This is a genomic window from Streptomyces sp. NPDC085596 (assembly GCF_044541565.1).
Classification (GTDB): domain Bacteria; phylum Actinomycetota; class Actinomycetes; order Streptomycetales; family Streptomycetaceae; genus Streptomyces.
Genome location: NZ_JBITTC010000001.1, coordinates 276,494 through 291,403, shown reverse-complemented (window position 1 = coordinate 291,403; position 14,910 = coordinate 276,494). Strand labels below are relative to the sequence as shown.

Annotated in this window: 17 protein-coding genes; 13 read left to right on the top strand and 4 right to left on the bottom strand. The window is 73.1% G+C overall.

Annotation, left to right across the window (positions count from 1 at the left end):
- The first annotated feature begins 207 nt into the window (after nucleotides 1–207).
- The 4 genes from ACIGA3_RS01360 to ACIGA3_RS01345 all read left to right on the top strand — a co-directional run bounded on the left by ACIGA3_RS01360 (nucleotide 208) and on the right by ACIGA3_RS01345 (nucleotide 4,149).
- Nucleotides 208–1,425, top strand: coding sequence for an NYN domain-containing protein (locus tag ACIGA3_RS01360; RefSeq protein ID WP_399709082.1), 1,218 nt, complete (start codon nucleotides 208–210; stop codon nucleotides 1,423–1,425).
- A gap of 79 nt (nucleotides 1,426–1,504) precedes the next feature.
- The gene (locus ACIGA3_RS01355) at nucleotides 1,505–2,518 is read left to right on the top strand and encodes an ABC transporter ATP-binding protein (RefSeq protein WP_399709079.1); all 1,014 of its coding nucleotides are present in this window, start codon (nucleotides 1,505–1,507) and stop codon (nucleotides 2,516–2,518) included.
- A 76-nt stretch (nucleotides 2,519–2,594) separates the two neighbouring features.
- Nucleotides 2,595–3,416 carry an ABC transporter permease gene (locus ACIGA3_RS01350; RefSeq protein ID WP_399709076.1) on the top strand — a complete coding sequence of 274 codons (822 nt, stop codon included), beginning with the start codon at nucleotides 2,595–2,597 and terminating at the stop codon, nucleotides 3,414–3,416.
- A 34-nt stretch (nucleotides 3,417–3,450) separates the two neighbouring features.
- Nucleotides 3,451–4,149 (top strand): AAA family ATPase, encoded by a 699-nt coding sequence (locus tag ACIGA3_RS01345; RefSeq protein WP_399709073.1) that lies wholly within the window; start codon nucleotides 3,451–3,453, stop codon nucleotides 4,147–4,149.
- 7 nt (nucleotides 4,150–4,156) lie between these two features.
- Here ACIGA3_RS01345 and ybaK read toward each other — a convergent pair whose 3' ends face one another.
- The 4 genes from ybaK to ACIGA3_RS01325 form a co-directional block, all read right to left on the bottom strand.
- A complete protein-coding gene (ybaK, locus tag ACIGA3_RS01340; protein WP_399709070.1) occupies nucleotides 4,157–4,666 on the bottom strand; it encodes a Cys-tRNA(Pro) deacylase in 510 nt (169 codons plus the stop codon).
- Nucleotides 4,667–4,689: 23 nt separating this feature from the next.
- Nucleotides 4,690–5,430, bottom strand: coding sequence for an LON peptidase substrate-binding domain-containing protein (locus tag ACIGA3_RS01335; protein WP_399709068.1), 741 nt, complete (start codon nucleotides 5,428–5,430; stop codon nucleotides 4,690–4,692).
- A 100-nt stretch (nucleotides 5,431–5,530) separates the two neighbouring features.
- The gene (locus ACIGA3_RS01330) at nucleotides 5,531–6,547 is read right to left on the bottom strand and encodes a hypothetical protein (protein WP_399709065.1); all 1,017 of its coding nucleotides are present in this window, start codon (nucleotides 6,545–6,547) and stop codon (nucleotides 5,531–5,533) included.
- A gap of 136 nt (nucleotides 6,548–6,683) precedes the next feature.
- On the bottom strand, nucleotides 6,684–8,267 hold the full coding sequence (locus ACIGA3_RS01325; RefSeq protein WP_399709062.1) for an oxidoreductase: 1,584 nt from the start codon (nucleotides 8,265–8,267) through the stop codon (nucleotides 6,684–6,686).
- Nucleotides 8,268–8,507: 240 nt separating this feature from the next.
- Here ACIGA3_RS01325 and hisD point away from each other — a divergent pair, with 240 nt between their 5' ends.
- The 9 genes from hisD to ACIGA3_RS01280 all read left to right on the top strand — a co-directional run bounded on the left by hisD (nucleotide 8,508) and on the right by ACIGA3_RS01280 (nucleotide 14,886).
- A complete protein-coding gene (hisD, locus tag ACIGA3_RS01320) occupies nucleotides 8,508–9,833 on the top strand; it encodes a histidinol dehydrogenase (RefSeq protein WP_399709059.1) in 1,326 nt (441 codons plus the stop codon).
- On the top strand, nucleotides 9,830–10,936 hold the full coding sequence (locus ACIGA3_RS01315; RefSeq protein ID WP_399709056.1) for a histidinol-phosphate transaminase: 1,107 nt from the start codon (nucleotides 9,830–9,832) through the stop codon (nucleotides 10,934–10,936). Before hisD ends, ACIGA3_RS01315 begins: the two co-directional genes overlap by 4 nt.
- Nucleotides 10,933–11,526: an imidazoleglycerol-phosphate dehydratase HisB gene (hisB, locus tag ACIGA3_RS01310; RefSeq protein WP_161187986.1), complete on the top strand. Its 594-nt coding sequence runs from the start codon at nucleotides 10,933–10,935 to the stop codon at nucleotides 11,524–11,526. The genes ACIGA3_RS01315 and hisB overlap by 4 nt, the downstream gene beginning before the upstream one ends.
- A gap of 5 nt (nucleotides 11,527–11,531) precedes the next feature.
- Nucleotides 11,532–11,696, top strand: a complete 165-nt coding sequence (locus ACIGA3_RS01305) for a hypothetical protein (RefSeq protein ID WP_030810044.1) — start codon at nucleotides 11,532–11,534, stop codon at nucleotides 11,694–11,696.
- On the top strand, nucleotides 11,687–12,334 hold the full coding sequence (hisH, locus tag ACIGA3_RS01300; protein WP_399709051.1) for an imidazole glycerol phosphate synthase subunit HisH: 648 nt from the start codon (nucleotides 11,687–11,689) through the stop codon (nucleotides 12,332–12,334). The genes ACIGA3_RS01305 and hisH overlap by 10 nt, the downstream gene beginning before the upstream one ends.
- A gap of 4 nt (nucleotides 12,335–12,338) precedes the next feature.
- On the top strand, nucleotides 12,339–13,064 hold the full coding sequence (gene priA / locus ACIGA3_RS01295; RefSeq protein ID WP_399709048.1) for a bifunctional 1-(5-phosphoribosyl)-5-((5-phosphoribosylamino)methylideneamino)imidazole-4-carboxamide isomerase/phosphoribosylanthranilate isomerase PriA: 726 nt from the start codon (nucleotides 12,339–12,341) through the stop codon (nucleotides 13,062–13,064).
- Nucleotides 13,061–13,456, top strand: a complete 396-nt coding sequence (locus tag ACIGA3_RS01290) for a RidA family protein (RefSeq protein WP_399709045.1) — start codon at nucleotides 13,061–13,063, stop codon at nucleotides 13,454–13,456. The genes priA and ACIGA3_RS01290 overlap by 4 nt, the downstream gene beginning before the upstream one ends.
- A complete protein-coding gene (hisF, locus tag ACIGA3_RS01285) occupies nucleotides 13,453–14,208 on the top strand; it encodes an imidazole glycerol phosphate synthase subunit HisF (RefSeq protein ID WP_399709042.1) in 756 nt (251 codons plus the stop codon). The genes ACIGA3_RS01290 and hisF overlap by 4 nt, the downstream gene beginning before the upstream one ends.
- An 87-nt stretch (nucleotides 14,209–14,295) precedes the next feature.
- Nucleotides 14,296–14,886 carry an ArsR/SmtB family transcription factor gene (locus ACIGA3_RS01280; RefSeq protein ID WP_399709039.1) on the top strand — a complete coding sequence of 197 codons (591 nt, stop codon included), beginning with the start codon at nucleotides 14,296–14,298 and terminating at the stop codon, nucleotides 14,884–14,886.
- The last annotated feature ends 24 nt before the right edge of the window (nucleotides 14,887–14,910 follow it).

The following is a 14,910-nucleotide window of genomic DNA, read 5'->3' as shown; positions in this document are numbered from 1 at the left end:
GGGGTCTAGGGGCCAGGGCCGAAATTAGATTCACATACGCTGACATCAAGCGCATGTCGGATAATTACCGTGTGTGACAGGGGTGGTGGGGACACCGGCTCCCGGAAACGCCACGCCGAAGATCGAGTTCCGGCCGTTAACCCCCGCGCGGTCGGGCAGACTCGAAGGAACGCCGAAGCAATACCTCCCGGAAAGAGGGTGAGTCGCGTGGACCGTTGCATCGTCCTGGTGGACGCCGGGTATCTGCTGGGAGCCGCCGCGAGCCTCCTCGCCGGTGAGCCCTCGCGGTCCCGGATCATCGTCGACCACACCGCGCTCATCCAGGCGCTGCGCGAACGCGCCGAATCCGAGACCGGCCGCCCGCTGCTGCGCATCTACTGGTTCGACGGTGCCCCCGACCGGGTCCCCCAGCCGGAGCACCGCAGACTGCGGGTGATGCCCCGAGTCACCGTCCGCCTGGGCGCCCTGACCCGCAGCGACGGACGCTGGGCGCAGAAGGGCGTCGACGCGGCCATGCACGCCGAGCTGACCGAGCTGGCCCGCAACCGCGCCTGCTCCGACATCGTCCTCGTCACCGGCGACGGCGACCTGCTGCCCGGCATGATGGCCGCCAAGGAACACGGCGTCGCCGTCCACCTGTGGGCCGTCCAGGCCGCCGACGGCGACTACAACCAGTCCGAGGACCTGGTCGCCGAGGCCGACGAACGGCGCGTGCTCGACCGCGCCTGGATCGTCAAGGCCGTCCGCGCCAAGGAGCCGGCCGGTGTCTGTGTCCCGCAACCGGTGCCCCGCCCCGAGATCGCCGCGATCCTCTCCGCCCCCCTGCCCGAGTCCGCGCTCTCCGGGGGCGGGCGCACCGCCGAGGAGGACACCCACCGCCAGGCCGCCGAAGCGCCGGAGAACGGCACCCAGGAGCGGGCGGCCGCCCACAAGGGCGTCCCCACCCCCAAGGACCTGGCCGCGCTGCGCGCCCCCGGCGCCCCGCCCGCCCAGCAGCCGGCCAACGCCACCCTGCGCTGGTCCTCCGACAAGGGCTGGGTGGACCGGCCGGGCACCGCCGCCGAGCCGCCGGAGGCCGCCTCCATGCCGACGCTCGCCCAGCTCACCACCGCCGAGCAGCGCTGGGCCGACCGTGAGGAGGACATCACCACGGTCGGCGGCGACCCCTATGAGGTCGGCCAGGTGTTCGCCCGCCGCTGGATGTCCCGGCTCGGCGACCAGGGCCACCTCCAGCGGCTCGCCGCGATGTACCCCCGCGTCCCGCACCGCATCGACGGCGAGCTGCTGCGCTACGCCGCCCGCTTCGGCCTGCTCGCCCACAAGGACGACCAGATCGACGAGCACGACCGTTACGCCATCCGGGCCGGGTTCTGGCGGGAGTTCGACGTACCCGCCACGGCGGAGAGCGCCTCCGCCGGGGAGTGAACGGGCCCTGACCGGCGGACGCCGTGATGAGGTGACCCAAAGGCGAGTAAAGGGTCCGCACCGCGTACTCTCGTCCCTTGTGACTACGCGCGCGGGACAGGCACTTCGGTACGACGACGTCGTACGCGTGCGCGGGCTCACCAAGACCTATCCGCCCGTCAAGGGGCGGCGCGGAACGCCGGGCGCGCCCGAGGTGCGGGCCACCGACCAGGTGACGCTGGACGTGCGGCACGGCGAGATATTCGGGCTGCTCGGCCCGAACGGCGCCGGCAAGTCCACCCTGGTACGACAGCTCACCGGGCTGCTGCGCCCCGACTCCGGCGGCGTCGAGATCCTCGGCCACGACATCGTGCGCCACCCCGAGCGGGCCGCCCGCATCCTCGCCTACCTCGGCCAGGAGTCCTCCGCGCTGGACGAGCTGACCGTCGCCCTCGCCGCCGAGACCACCGGCCGGCTGCGCGGCCTGGAGGCACGCGCCGCCCGCGCCGAACGCGACGCCGTGCTGGACGAGCTGGGGCTCGCCCCGCTCGCCGGACGCCCGCTGAAGAAGCTCTCCGGCGGCCAGCGGCGGCTCGCCTGCCTCGCCGCCGCGCTCGTCGGCCGGCGCCCGCTGCTGGTCCTGGACGAGCCCACCACCGGCATGGACCCGGTGGCCCGGCGCGCGGTCTGGGCCGCCGTCGACCGGCGCCGGGCCGAGCACGGCGCGACCGTGCTGCTGGTCACCCACAACGTCATCGAGGCCGAGACCGTCCTCGACCGGGTCGCCGTGCTCGACCAGGGCCGGGTGATCGCCTGCGACACCCCGGCCGGGCTCAAGGAGCGGGTCTCCGGAGAGGTCCGGGTCGAGCTGGTCTGGCGGGAGCGGGCACCGCTGGAGGTGCCCGAGGTCGCCTGCTTGCGCGAGCGGGCCGTGGAGGCCGGGCGCCGCTGGACGCTCCGGCTCGCCCCCGAGGAGGCGCGGGCCGCCGTCGCCACCGTCACCGGCGGGGCCGCCTTCGCCGCGCTCGACGATTTCACCCTGGCCACGCCGAGCCTGGAGGACGTCTACCTGGCCCTCGGCGGAGCGGCCCGGCAGGGGCTGGTGAAGGCGTGAGCACGGGCCTCGTCGCATCCGTATGGTCCCTGGGGGACTTCTGTCCGGCCGCCGTCGGGAAGAGGAGCAGCGCGTCGTGAGTGTCGTACCCGCCGAGGTTCTGCCGAGCGCCGCGAAGAGCGTGCCGGGGCAGGCGCGGCGCGCGGCCGAGCTGGGGCCGCCCGTGCGGCTGTGGCCGTCGATGGCCGCCGTCTACCGTGCCCAGCTGTCGCGGGCCCGCGTGGCGCGCATCCCGCTGCTGTTCGTGGCGACGTTCCAGTCGGTCGGCATCGCCGTGATGATGCGCGGCGTCGTGGACAGCGGGCCCGAGGCCCAGGCGGTGGTCGCCGGATCGTCCGTCCTGGTCGTCGCCTACGTGGCGCTGAACCTGCTCTCGCAGTACTTCGGCCAGCTGCGCGCCAGCGGCGGGCTCGACCACTACGCCACGCTGCCCGTGCCGCCCGCCGCCGTGGTGCTGGGCGCGGCGGCAGCGTACGCCTCCTTCACCGTGCCGGGGACGCTGGTGACCGCCGTCGTCGGCTGCGCCCTGTTCGGGCTGCCGCTGTCCAACCTGTGGGTGCTGCTCGCGGTGATCCCGCTGGCCGGGGCCGCGCTGTCCGGTCTCGGTGCCGCCTGCGGACTGCTCGCGCCGCGCCCCGAACTCGCCACGCTGCTGGGCCAGCTGGGCATGTCGGCGGCGCTGCTGCTGGGCGTGCTGCCCGCCGACCGGATGCCCGGCATCGTGCTCTTCGCCCGCGATCTGCTGCCCTCCACCTACGGGGTGGAGGCGTACGCGCGGACCTTCGGTCCCGACCCCGACTGGATGGTGGTCCTCGCTGACCTGGGGGTGTGCGCGGGTGTCGGGGTGATCTCGCTGGCCGTGGCGACCCGGGCGTACCGCCGGGCCGCCGTCCGGTGACGCGGCGCGCGGCACGACCTGGCACGATGTCAGGGTGACCGCACCGCTGACTCCGCCACCGCCGCCGCACGACGACTTCGCGCATCAGCTGGGGCAGGCCCCCTCGGGCGGAACGCCGGTCGCGGACCCGTACGAACAGGACGGCCCCGGTATGAAGACTGAAGTGCGCGAAGCGGTCGTCGTGGCGGTGGCGGTGGCGCTCTCCGGGGTGCTGCTCGGGCTGCTGTGGTGGTGGCTGGCCCCGCATGTGCCGCTCGTCGGCGAGGAGACCGACCGCAGCTGGGTGGTCTACCTCAAGGACACCGAGGGCGAGCAGGCGGCCGGGGTGGACGGCACGTTCGCCCTGCTGGGCCTGGCCTTCGGGCTGATCAGCGCGGTCCTGGTGTTCCTGCTGCGGCGGCGCGGGGGCGTGCCGCTGGTGGTGGGCCTCGGTGTCGGCGGCCTGCTCGGCTCGCTGCTGGCCTGGCGGCTCGGGGTGTGGCTGGGCCCGGAGTCGGACGTCATCGCGCACGCCAAGGCGGTCGGCGCGGGCGTCACCTTCCCCGCCCCGCTCCGGCTCGGCGCCAAGGGCGCCCTGCTGGCCTGGCCGCTGGGCGCCCTCCTGGTCCACCTGGGACTCACGGCCCTCTTCGGGCCACGCGACCCCGACCCGTACGAGCAGGGCCCGTACGAGCAGGAGTCGCACGGGCAGGAGTCGCACGGGCAGGGCCCTTACGGGACGCCCCCGGCCTAGAGCCCTGTCAGGCGCGGCCGATGGGGGCCAGTACGGCCTTCGTCAGGGTGGCGAGGTCGGCGGGGGCGAGTTCGACCTCCAGGCCGCGCCGGCCCGCCGAGACGCAGATCGTGGAGTGCGCCCCGGCCGACTCGTCCAGCACCGTGGGGAGCTTCTTGCGCTGCCCCAGCGGGGAGATGCCGCCGCGTACATAGCCGGTGGTGCGCTCGGCGAGCGCGGGGTCGGCCATCGCCGCCCGCTTGCCGCCGACGGCCGCGGCCAGCGCCTTCAGGTCCAGCGTGCCGGAGACCGGGACGACGGCCACCGTCAGGGTGCCGTCCACGTCGGCGACCAGCGTCTTGAAGACGCGGTCGGGGGAGACGCCCATCGCCTCGGCGGCCTCCTCGCCGAAGGAGGGGTGGGCGGGGTCGTGCTCGTAGGAGTGGACCGTGTGGCCGACGCCCGCCGCGGTGAGGGCCACCGTGGCGGGCGTGCCGCCCGCTCCTGACGTCTGCTGCTTCTTGGACTTCTTCGCCATCGCGGGTGTCGGCCTCGGTTCCCTCAGTTCAGACTGGTGCGCGCCCGGGTCAGCTCGAACGCGGGCAGTGAGGGCAGACTACGGATGATGGCCGTCTCCGAGCGAAGCAGTTTCAGCTCGTCCCGCAGCCGGGAGGCGGTGTCCGGGGCCTGGAGGAGGCGCTGCTTGGTCGGGGTGTCCAGCACCATCGCGGCCGCCACCAGGTAGGAGATCACACTGGGGTCGTCCGGCAGGTCGGAGTCGGCGGAGATGGAGCGCTCATGGGCGCCCGCCAGCCGCTTCTGGTACTGCTGGAAGGAGTGCAGCACGCCCTCGGCGAGCGCGCCCGCCTCGTCGCCGGGGTCCTCCGGCAGCTCCTCCACCTCGGCGGTCAGGAACGACCCCGAGTCGTCCACCGAGAGCAGCCGGACACGGGTGGTGCCGGTGCACAGCACCTCGAAGGTGCCGTCGGTCCGCTCCCGGATGGTCGCGGCCTCCGCCACACAGGCCACCCGGTGCAGCGCCTTGAGCGGGTCCGGGCCGAAGCCGGCCGCCGGGCCGTGGTCGGCCTCGGCCGCCGGGTCCGGCAGGCCCAGAGCGCTCGGCGCGAGCTGGTGGCCGTCACGGATCGCCACGATGACGAACCGGCGCGGCTCGTCCTCCGGGGTCTTCAGCAGCTCGCGCATCATGGCGCGATAACGCTCCTCGAAGACGGACAGCGGCAGGACGAGTCCCGGGAACAGCGCCGTGTTCAGCGGGAAGAGGGGCAGGCGGGCGGTGGTCACGACGCCCCAGCCTAATGGTCGGGTCCGCGGGAATGTCCGCGGCGCCAGCGCCTGTCTCGCCGATCCTGCCGAGCCGGACTCCCTCGGGCCCCCGCCGGGCTCAGGGCCGGGGGCGCGGCGGGGTCCGGAGCAGGGCGGCCAGGGCGGCGGGCGGGGCGTCGGTCAGCAGGGCGTCGCGCAGCCGCAGGAAGTGGCCGAGCGGGTCCTCGGAGACCCGGTTCCACGGGAACGAGGTGGCGTACGGGCCGATCAGCGCCAGCTGGGTGCGGGCCTCCTCCCAGCGCTCCAGGCGCAGCAGGACGTAGAGGAGCTTGTTGCGGACCTCGGCCGGGCGGGGGTCGGCCGCCGGGAAGCGGGCGGAGAGGGCCACCGCGCGGTCGGCCGCGGCGAGCAGCCGGTCGCGGGGCACCTCGGGGCCGCAGGCGTCCGTCAGATAGCCGAAGGCCGCCCGCAGCGGCAGTGCCTGGACCAGCGAGCCGGGCGGTGCGTCCTGTGCGGCGGGCTCGGCGAAGTCGAAGCACTCGCGGTGCGAGCCGTGCCAGAAGGTGGCCAGATAGCGCAGCGCGGCCACATGGCAGCCGTAGTGGTGCGGGGAGCGCCGGACGGCCGCCTCCCACAGCTCCTCGAAGTAACGGTGGCCCGCGCGGGAGCCACGCGCGTGGTCCAGCGCGATCCGCCAGGGCACCGGGTCGCGGTCGTCGGCCCGGGCGGCGGCCGTGATCAGCGGGCTGACCTCGCGCAGCAGCTCGGCGCGGCCCGGCGACGGCCAGGCGCGGTCCACCGCCAGCTGGGCCCCGACGAGCAGGACGCCGGGGTCATGGGGGTCGGCGGCCCGCCACGCCTCGAACCACTCGGGGCGGGAGCGGGCGAAGGCGGCGAGCCGGGTGGCGTAGGCGTCGCGCTCCTCCCACTGGGCCGCCGCGCGGGTGGCCGCGAGCAGGGCGGCGGCGACCGGGAACTCGCCCTGCCCGGCCGCGACCAGGGCGGGGGAGAGGCGGTCGTCGGGCGCGTCGAGGATGACGTCGTCGGCCGGTGCGGGGGAGTCCGGGCGCGAGGCGCGTCGTGTCTTCCGGGTGGGGCGGAAAAACGCCGGCAGCAGAACCATGGTGTCGACCATTGAAAGTCCGCAGGTCGGGCCCGCGCCAGAGGGTTCGGGCAAGTTGTGGAAGGTTGTGCCCACGAGAGTCAAGGAAGCGCAAAAAGGTAGCTTTTCCACTATTGTCGGGCCCCTGCCACCCCGCGCGGCTCGTCCGTCAGCTCCGCCGCAGCAGCCGCGTGGCGCCCGCCGCCACCGCCGTGGCCAGCACCCAGCCCAGGATGATCAGCACCGCCGCCAGCCACGGCCACGCCCCGCGCAGCCGCCACTGGTCCAGCTGACCCAGGTCGATCACCGGCAGCAGCAGGTCCAGCGTGAGCAGCGCCGGGCTCCACGCCGGACGGTCCTCCGCGTGCGCGGGCGGCGGGTCGGCGTGCGCGAACGCCAGCGTGCCCGCCGCCCACAGCACCGCCATCCACACCGCGGCCCGGCCCGGCCGGTAGCCGTAGGCGACCGCCCAGTCCTGCGCGTACCCCCACAGCTTCAGCGCCGGAGGCAGCGTCTCGCGGCGTCTGCGGTGCTTGGCGAGCAGCACCTCGCGGGCGTCCTCGTCCTCCCCGGCCGCGCGCAGCACGGCGGCGAGGCGCTCGTACGGCTCCGGGTGGTACTCGGCGGTCGCCGCCGCCACCCAGTCCAGCCGGTGGGCCAGCGGGAACGGGCCGCGCGGCACCAGGTTCTCGTACGCGAAGCCGCTCATCTGGAGGTTGCCCGGCTCGGGCCAACTGCCCGCGTGATCCACCAGGTTGACCGTCCGGGCGCCGGACAGCACCACCCGCCCCGACGGCGGCCGGTCCCCGAGGAAGCGCAGCTCGGGCGTCTGTATCCGGCGCAGCGACAGCTCCTGGTCGTCGGTGAGCACGAACCGCGCCCCCTCCAGGTCCACCGCGTCCCCGAAGCGGCCGTCGTCCAGCCGCATCCCGCCCCGGCACTCGAACCGCTGCACCCGCGTCCCGCGCGCCGGTGTCGTCCCGCTCAGCAGCGGGCTGCCCACCGCGGCCGGAGTCAGATACAGGGTCCGCTCCACCGTGAGCTGCGGGGCGTTCAGCGCCAGCCGGGCGTAGGGGTTGGACAGCCGGGCCCCGCGCAGGCTCAGCGACACCCCGACCTGGGCGCCGCGCAGCCGCAGCTCGCCGTACGACTCCAGCATCTCCGCCTGGAGGTCCTGGCCGACCGTCATGCCGTCCGCCGTGATGGACCGGCCGCTCCGGTCCCGGTGCGCCACGGCCTGGTTGAGCATCAGGTCGGTGCCGATCCGGGCGTCGGTCAGCCGGATGCCGGTACGGAACCGGCAGCGCGCCAGATGCAGATCGCCCTCGGTGCGCACCCGCGCCGCCTCAAGACGGGGCACCGCGCAGTCCACCAGGCGCACGGTGGTGAAATGCGCCTCCGGCACCCGGACCTCGTCGTCGAAACGGCAGCCGCGCAGCTCCATGTACGGCGTGACGGTGCCGCCCGCCAGGTCCACCGTGCCGGTGATCCGCACCCCGGTCAGCTTCAGCGAGGAGACCCGGCCCGCCAGCGCCGGCGGCCCGTCCAGCAGCAGCCAGCACACCACCCGGGCCCGCACACTGCGCTCCGGGCCCCAGGGGACGCCGCCGTGCGGATCGTCCACGGCCATCTCGCCACTGCTCAGGTCGTACACACTGCCGTTGCGGAACGCCTGCCACATGCCCGCCTCGGCCGGGGTCAGATCGTCCGGCAGCTCCGCCGCGCCCGGACCCGCCGCCAGTGCTTCGGTCACCGCGGCTCCTCTCCCGCTCTCACGCGAGCCGGCCACGGGCGTCACCGCCCGGCCCGCCGCCCACGTCCGTCCCACACGTCGTTCCCCGGCTCATGCCCGCTGAGTGACGGGTTCGACACACAAAGTGAGGGTGAATTCGCGGGTTCCGGCCACGCTCTGTCGCAGCGGTTGTCCCACGTTCTGTATCAGCCATTGATACGCGCGGACAGGGCCCGGCGCCGGTCTGAGAGAATTGGGACTGTGATCTCCCGAATCGATCTGCGCGGCGACGCCCTCCCCGAGGGCCCCGCCCTGCGCGACCTGCTGCCCCGAGCCGACTTCGACGTCTCGGCCGCCCTGGAGAAGGTGCGTCCGATCTGCGAGGCCGTGCATCATCGTGGCGACGCGGCGCTGATCGACTTCGCGGAGAAGTTCGACGGAGTACGGCTGGAATCCGTCCGTGTCCCGGCCCAGGCGCTCACCGACGCGCTCGAGGCCCTCGACCCGGCCGTGCGCGCGGCCCTGGAGGAGTCCATCCGCCGGGCCCGCCTGGTCCACCGCGCCCAGCGCCGCACCACCCACACCACCCAGGTCGTGCCCGGCGGCACCGTGACCGAGAAGTGGGTCCCCGTCGACCGGGTCGGGCTGTACGCGCCCGGCGGCCGCTCGGTCTACCCCTCCTCCGTGATCATGAACGTGGTGCCCGCGCAGGAGGCCGGGGTCGAGTCCATCGCGCTGGCCTCGCCCGCGCAGGCCGACTTCGACGGCCTCCCGCACCCGACCATCCTCGCCGCCTGCGCCCTGCTCGGCGTGGACGAGGTGTACGCGGCCGGCGGCGCCACCGCCGTGGCGATGTTCGCGTACGGCACCGAGTCCTGCCCGCCCGCCAACATGGTCACCGGCCCCGGCAACATCTGGGTCGCCGCCGCCAAGCGCTACTTCACCGGCAAGATCGGCATCGACGCCGAGGCCGGCCCCACCGAGATCGCCGTCCTCGCCGACGACACCGCCGACCCGGTGCACGTCGCCTCCGACCTGATCAGCCAGGCCGAGCACGACCCGCTGGCCGCCGCCGTCCTCGTCACCGACTCGGCCGCCCTGGCCGACGCGGTGCTGGAGGAGCTGAAGACGCAGGTCGCCGCGACCAAGCACATCGACGACCGCATCGTGCCCGCGCTGAACGGGCAGCAGTCCGCGATCGTCCTCGTGGACGGCGTCGAGGAGGGCCTGCGGGTGGTCGACGCGTACGGCGCCGAGCACCTGGAGATCCAGACCCGCGACGCGGCCGCCGTCGCCGACCGGGTGCGCAACGCGGGCGCGGTCTTCATCGGCCCCTGGGCGCCCGTCTCCCTCGGGGACTACGCGGCCGGGTCCAACCACGTGCTGCCCACCGGCGGCTGCGCCTGCCACTCCTCCGGCCTGTCCGTCCAGTCCTTCCTGCGCGGCATCCACATCGTCGACTACACCGAGGACGCGCTCGCCGAGGTCGCCCACCACGTGGTGACCCTCGCCGAGGCGGAGGACCTGCCCGCGCACGGCGCGGCGGTCAAGGCCCGGTTCGGCTGGAAGGTACCGGAGACCAAGTGACCGGCATCGACGATCTTCCCGTACGGGACGAGCTGCGTGGCAAGTCCCCCTACGGCGCGCCCCAGTTGGACGTCCCCGTCCGGCTGAACACCAACGAGAACCCCTACCCCCTGCCCGAACCGCTGGTTGAGCGGATCGCGGAGCGGGTGCGTGAGGCCGCGCGGAACCTGAACCGCTACCCCGACCGGGACGCGGTCCAGCTCCGCACCGAACTGGCCAGGTACCTGACCAAGACCGGGCGCCACGCCCTCGGCCTCGAGAACGTCTGGGCGGCCAACGGCTCCAACGAGGTCATCCAGCAGCTGCTCCAGACCTTCGGCGGACCCGGCCGCACCGCGATCGGCTTCGAGCCGTCGTACTCGATGCACGCGCTCATCGCGCGCGGCACCGGCACCGGCTGGATCTCCGGGCCGCGCGGCGCGGACTTCACCATCGACCTGCCCGCCGCCGTGCACACCATCACCGAGCACCGGCCCGACGTCGTCTTCATCACCACCCCCAACAACCCCACCGGCAACGCCGTCCCGCCCGAGACGGTCCTCGCGCTGTACGAGGCCGCGCAGGCGGCGAAGCCGTCCATGGTGATCGTGGACGAGGCGTACATCGAGTTCAGCCACGGCGACTCCCTGCTGCCGCTGCTGGAAGGCCGGCCGAACCTGGTGGTCTCGCGGACCATGTCCAAGGCGTTCGGCGCCGCCGGACTGCGCCTCGGCTACCTGGCCGCCGACCCGGCCGTGGTGGACGCCGTCCAGCTGGTCCGGCTGCCCTACCACCTGAGCGCCATCACCCAGGCGACCGCGCTGGCCGCGCTGGAGCACACCGACACGCTGCTCGGCTATGTCGAGCAGCTCAAGGCCGAGCGGGACCGGCTCGTCGCCGAACTGCGGGCCATCGGCTACGAGGTGACCGAGTCCGACGCCAACTTCGTGCAGTTCGGCCGCTTCGAGGACACCCACGGCGCCTGGCAGCGCATCCTCGACCGTGGGGTGCTGGTCCGGGACAACGGCGTGCCCGGATGGCTGCGGGTGTCCGCCGGAACCCCCGAAGAGAACGACGCGTTCCTCGACGCGGTACGGGACTTGAAGAAGGAGCTTGACGCATGAGCCGCACAGGACGCGTGCAGCGCACCACCAAGGAGACCTCGGTCCTCGTCGAGATCGACCTCGACGGCACCGGCAAGACCGACATCGCCACCGGCGTCGGCTTCTACGACCACATGCTCGACCAGCTCGGCCGGCACGGTCTGTTCGACCTCACCGTGAAGACCGAGGGCGACCTGCACATCGACACCCACCACACCATCGAGGACACCGCCCTCGCGCTCGGCGCCGCCTTCAAGCAGGCGCTCGGCGACAAGGTGGGCATCTACCGCTTCGGCAACTGCACGGTCCCGCTGGACGAGTCCCTCGCCCAGGTCACCGTCGACCTCTCCGGCCGCCCCTACCTCGTGCACACCGAGCCCGAGAAGATGGCGCCGATGATCGGCGAGTACGACACCACGATGACCCGGCACATCCTGGAGTCCTTCGTCGCCCAGGCCCAGATCGCGCTGCACGTGCACGTCCCCTACGGGCGCAACGCGCACCACATCGTGGAGTGCCAGTTCAAGGCCCTCGCCCGCGCCCTGCGCTACGCCAGCGAGCGCGACCCGCGTGCGGCCGGCATCCTCCCCTCCACGAAGGGCGCGCTGTAAATCCCATGACCGGACTGTCCACCATCCTGATCGTCGTCGGCCTCTTCCTGGTCGGCGGCATCATCTCCTTCGTCAAGCAGAAGATGCCCACCAGCCTGATCGTGCTGGTCTCCATCGGCGCGGCCATGTGCCTGGTCGCGGGCGTCATGCGGCTGGGGGTGTGGAGTTGAGCGATCCCAAGAAGGTCGTGGTCTTCGACTACGGCTTCGGCAACGTCCGTTCCGCCGAGCGCGCCCTCGCCCGCGTGGGCGCCGAGGTGGAGATCACCCGCGACTTCGACAAGGCGATGAACGCCGACGGCCTGCTGGTGCCCGGCGTCGGCGCGTTCGCCGCCTGCATGACCGGTCTGCGCGAGGCCCGCGGTGACTGGGTCGTCGACCGGCGCCTCGCCGGCGGCCGCCCAGTGCTCGGCATCTGCGTCGGCATGCAGATCCTGTTCGCGCGCGGCATCGAGCACGGCATCGAGACCGAGGGCCTGGACGAGTGGCCCGGCACGGTCGGCCCGCTCAAGGCCGAGGTCGTGCCCCACATGGGCTGGAACACCGTCGACGCCCCGGCCGACTCGAAGCTCTTCGCGGGCCTCGATGCGGAGAGCCGCTTCTACTTCGTGCACTCCTACGCGGTGCAGGACTGGGACTTCGAGCAGCTCAACGCGGCCATGACCCCGCCCGCGGTGACCTGGTCGACCTATGGCGGGCCATTTGTGGCCGCCGTGGAGAACGGCGCCCTGTCCGCCACCCAGTTCCACCCCGAGAAGTCCGGCGACGCCGGTGCCCAGCTCCTCACCAACTGGATCGGAACCCTCTAAGACCATGGCCAAGCTCGAACTGCTCCCCGCCGTCGACGTCCGCGACGGCCAGGCCGTACGCCTCGTGCATGGTGAGTCCGGCTCCGAGACCTCCTACGGCTCCCCGCTGGAGGCGGCCCTCGCCTGGCAGCGCGCGGGCGCCGAGTGGCTGCACCTGGTCGACCTGGACGCCGCGTTCGGCACCGGCGACAACCGGGACCTGATCGCCGAGGTCGCGGGCGCGATGGACATCAAGGTGGAGCTGTCCGGCGGCATCCGCGACGACGACACCCTCGCCGCCGCCCTCGCCACCGGCTGCACCCGCGTCAACCTCGGCACCGCCGCCCTGGAGACCCCCGAGTGGGTCGCCAAGGTCATCGCCGAGCACGGCGACAAGATCGCGGTCGGCCTCGACGTGCGCGGCACCACCCTGCGCGGCCGGGGCTGGACCCGCGACGGCGGCGACCTCTACGAGACGCTCGCCCGCCTGGACCAGGAGGGCTGCGCCCGCTACGTCGTCACCGACATCGCCAAGGACGGCACCCTCCAGGGCCCCAACCTGGAGCTGCTGAAGAACGTCTGCGCGGTCACCGACCGCCCGGTCGTCGCCTCCGGCGGCGTGTCCTCGCTGGACGACCTGCGCGCCATCGCCGAGCTCGTGCCGCTCGGCGTCGAGGGCTCCATCGTGGGCAAGGCGCTGTACGCCGAGGCGTTCACCCTGGAAGAGGCCCTCGCGGCGGTGTCCCGGTGAGCGACGTACGCCGGATCAGCACGGGCGCGCCCTGGGAGGACCAGTTCGGCTACTCCCGCGCGGTGGAGCTGCCGAACGGCCTGGTGCTGGTCTCGGGCTGCACCTCCATCGTGGACGGGCAGATCGCCGGGGGCGGCCCGTACGAGCAGGCCGTCAACGCCTTCGGCGTCGCCCTGGGCGCGCTGGAGCAGGTGGGCCTCGGCCGCGACGATGTGGTGCGCACCCGTATGTACATCACCCATGCCCGGGACGTGGAGGAGGTCGGGCGCGCACACAAGGAGCTGTTCGACACCGTCCGGCCCGCCGCATCCATGATCATCGTCTCTGGTTTCGTGGACCCCAGCCTGGTCGTCGAGATCGAGGTGGAGGCGTTCCGAGGAGTGTCCGCATGACCCTGGCCGTACGAGTGATCCCCTGCCTGGACGTGGACAACGGCCGGGTCGTCAAGGGTGTCAACTTCCAGAACCTGCGCGACGCGGGCGACCCGGTGGAGATGGCCAAGGTCTACGACGCCGAGGGCGCCGACGAGCTGACCTTCCTGGACATCACCGCCTCCTCCGGCGACCGGGAGACCACCTACGACGTGGTGCGCCGCACCGCCGAGCAGGTCTTCATCCCGCTCACCGTGGGCGGCGGTGTCCGCACCGCCGAGGACGTCGACAAGCTGCTGCGCGCGGGCGCCGACAAGGTGGGCGTCAACACGGCCGCCATCGCCCGCCCCGACCTCATCCGTGAGATCGCCGAGCGGTTCGGCCGGCAGGTGCTGGTCCTCTCGGTGGACGCCCGCCGCACCCCGTCCGGCTCCTTCGAGGTCACCACCCATGGCGGCCGCAAGGGCACCGGCATCGACGCGGTCGAGTGGGCGCACCGGGCCGCCGAGCTGGGCGCGGGCGAGATCCTGCTCAACTCGATGGACGCGGACGGCACCAAGGACGGCTACGACCTCGACATGCTCGCGGCCGTCCGGGGGCACGTCTCCGTCCCGGTCATCGCCTCCGGCGGCGCGGGAGCCCTCTCCCACTTCCCGCCCGCCGTCGACGCCGGCGCGGACGCGGTCCTTGCCGCCTCCGTCTTCCACTTCGGCGACCTCCGCATCGGCGAGGTGAAGCAGACCCTGCGGGAGGCGGGCCACCCGGTCCGCTGACCGTCTCGCCACCACCCGCGCACGATACGAAAGGAAGGTTGCGCAAGGAATATTGTGCAACTTTCCTTTCGCGTCTACGGTGTGGGCATGCCGGACAAGGAGCGGGACCTCCCGATCACGGACGTGGGCACCCTCAAGGCGCTCGCCCACCCGCTGCGGATGAAGCTGTACCGCGCGCTGTGCGTCGCCGACCGGGCGACCGCCTCCCAGCTCGCCGAGCAGGTCGACGAAGCGGTCTCGCTCGTCAGCTACCACCTGCGCAAACTCGCGGAACACGGGCTCATCGAGGAATCGGCGGCCCAGGGCCCCGACGGCCGCGAACGCTGGTGGCAGCCCGCCTCGGCGGGGCTCAGCATCCGCGACCGGGACTTCCGGGACGCACCCGAGAAGGCCGCCGCCCACCTGGCGGCCACCCGGCTCTTCCACGAGCAGCGCGCCGAGATGTACCGCCGCTACCTGGACGAGCGGCCCACCTGGAGCGCCGAGTGGAACGCGGCCGCACCCGACAGTGAGTCCCTGCTCCGGCTGACCGTCGGGGAACTGGACGCGCTACGCGCCGAACTGACCGCGCTGGCAAGGAAGTACGACGAGAAGGGACGGGCCGCCGTGGCCGCCGGAGACACCGAGGGACGCGAACACGTCGCCCTCCACATGTACGGATTCCCGTTCCGTGGCTGATTCCCGTTCCGTGTCCGAGGAGGC

What these genes read in the sequence shown, in the direction of transcription:
- ybaK (WP_399709070.1), bottom strand. Translation starts at nt 4,666, where the DNA reads ATGGCGAAGAAGTCCAAGAAGCAGCAGACGTCAGGAGCGGGCGGCACG.
- ACIGA3_RS01330 (WP_399709065.1), bottom strand. Translation starts at nt 6,547, where the DNA reads ATGGTCGACACCATGGTTCTGCTGCCGGCGTTTTTCCGCCCCACCCGG.
- hisB (WP_161187986.1), top strand. Translation starts at nt 10,933, where the DNA reads ATGAGCCGCACAGGACGCGTGCAGCGCACCACCAAGGAGACCTCGGTC.
- ACIGA3_RS01305 (WP_030810044.1), top strand. Translation starts at nt 11,532, where the DNA reads ATGACCGGACTGTCCACCATCCTGATCGTCGTCGGCCTCTTCCTGGTC.
- priA (WP_399709048.1), top strand. Translation starts at nt 12,339, where the DNA reads ATGGCCAAGCTCGAACTGCTCCCCGCCGTCGACGTCCGCGACGGCCAG.
- hisF (WP_399709042.1), top strand. Translation starts at nt 13,453, where the DNA reads ATGACCCTGGCCGTACGAGTGATCCCCTGCCTGGACGTGGACAACGGC.
- ACIGA3_RS01280 (WP_399709039.1), top strand. Translation starts at nt 14,296, where the DNA reads ATGCCGGACAAGGAGCGGGACCTCCCGATCACGGACGTGGGCACCCTC.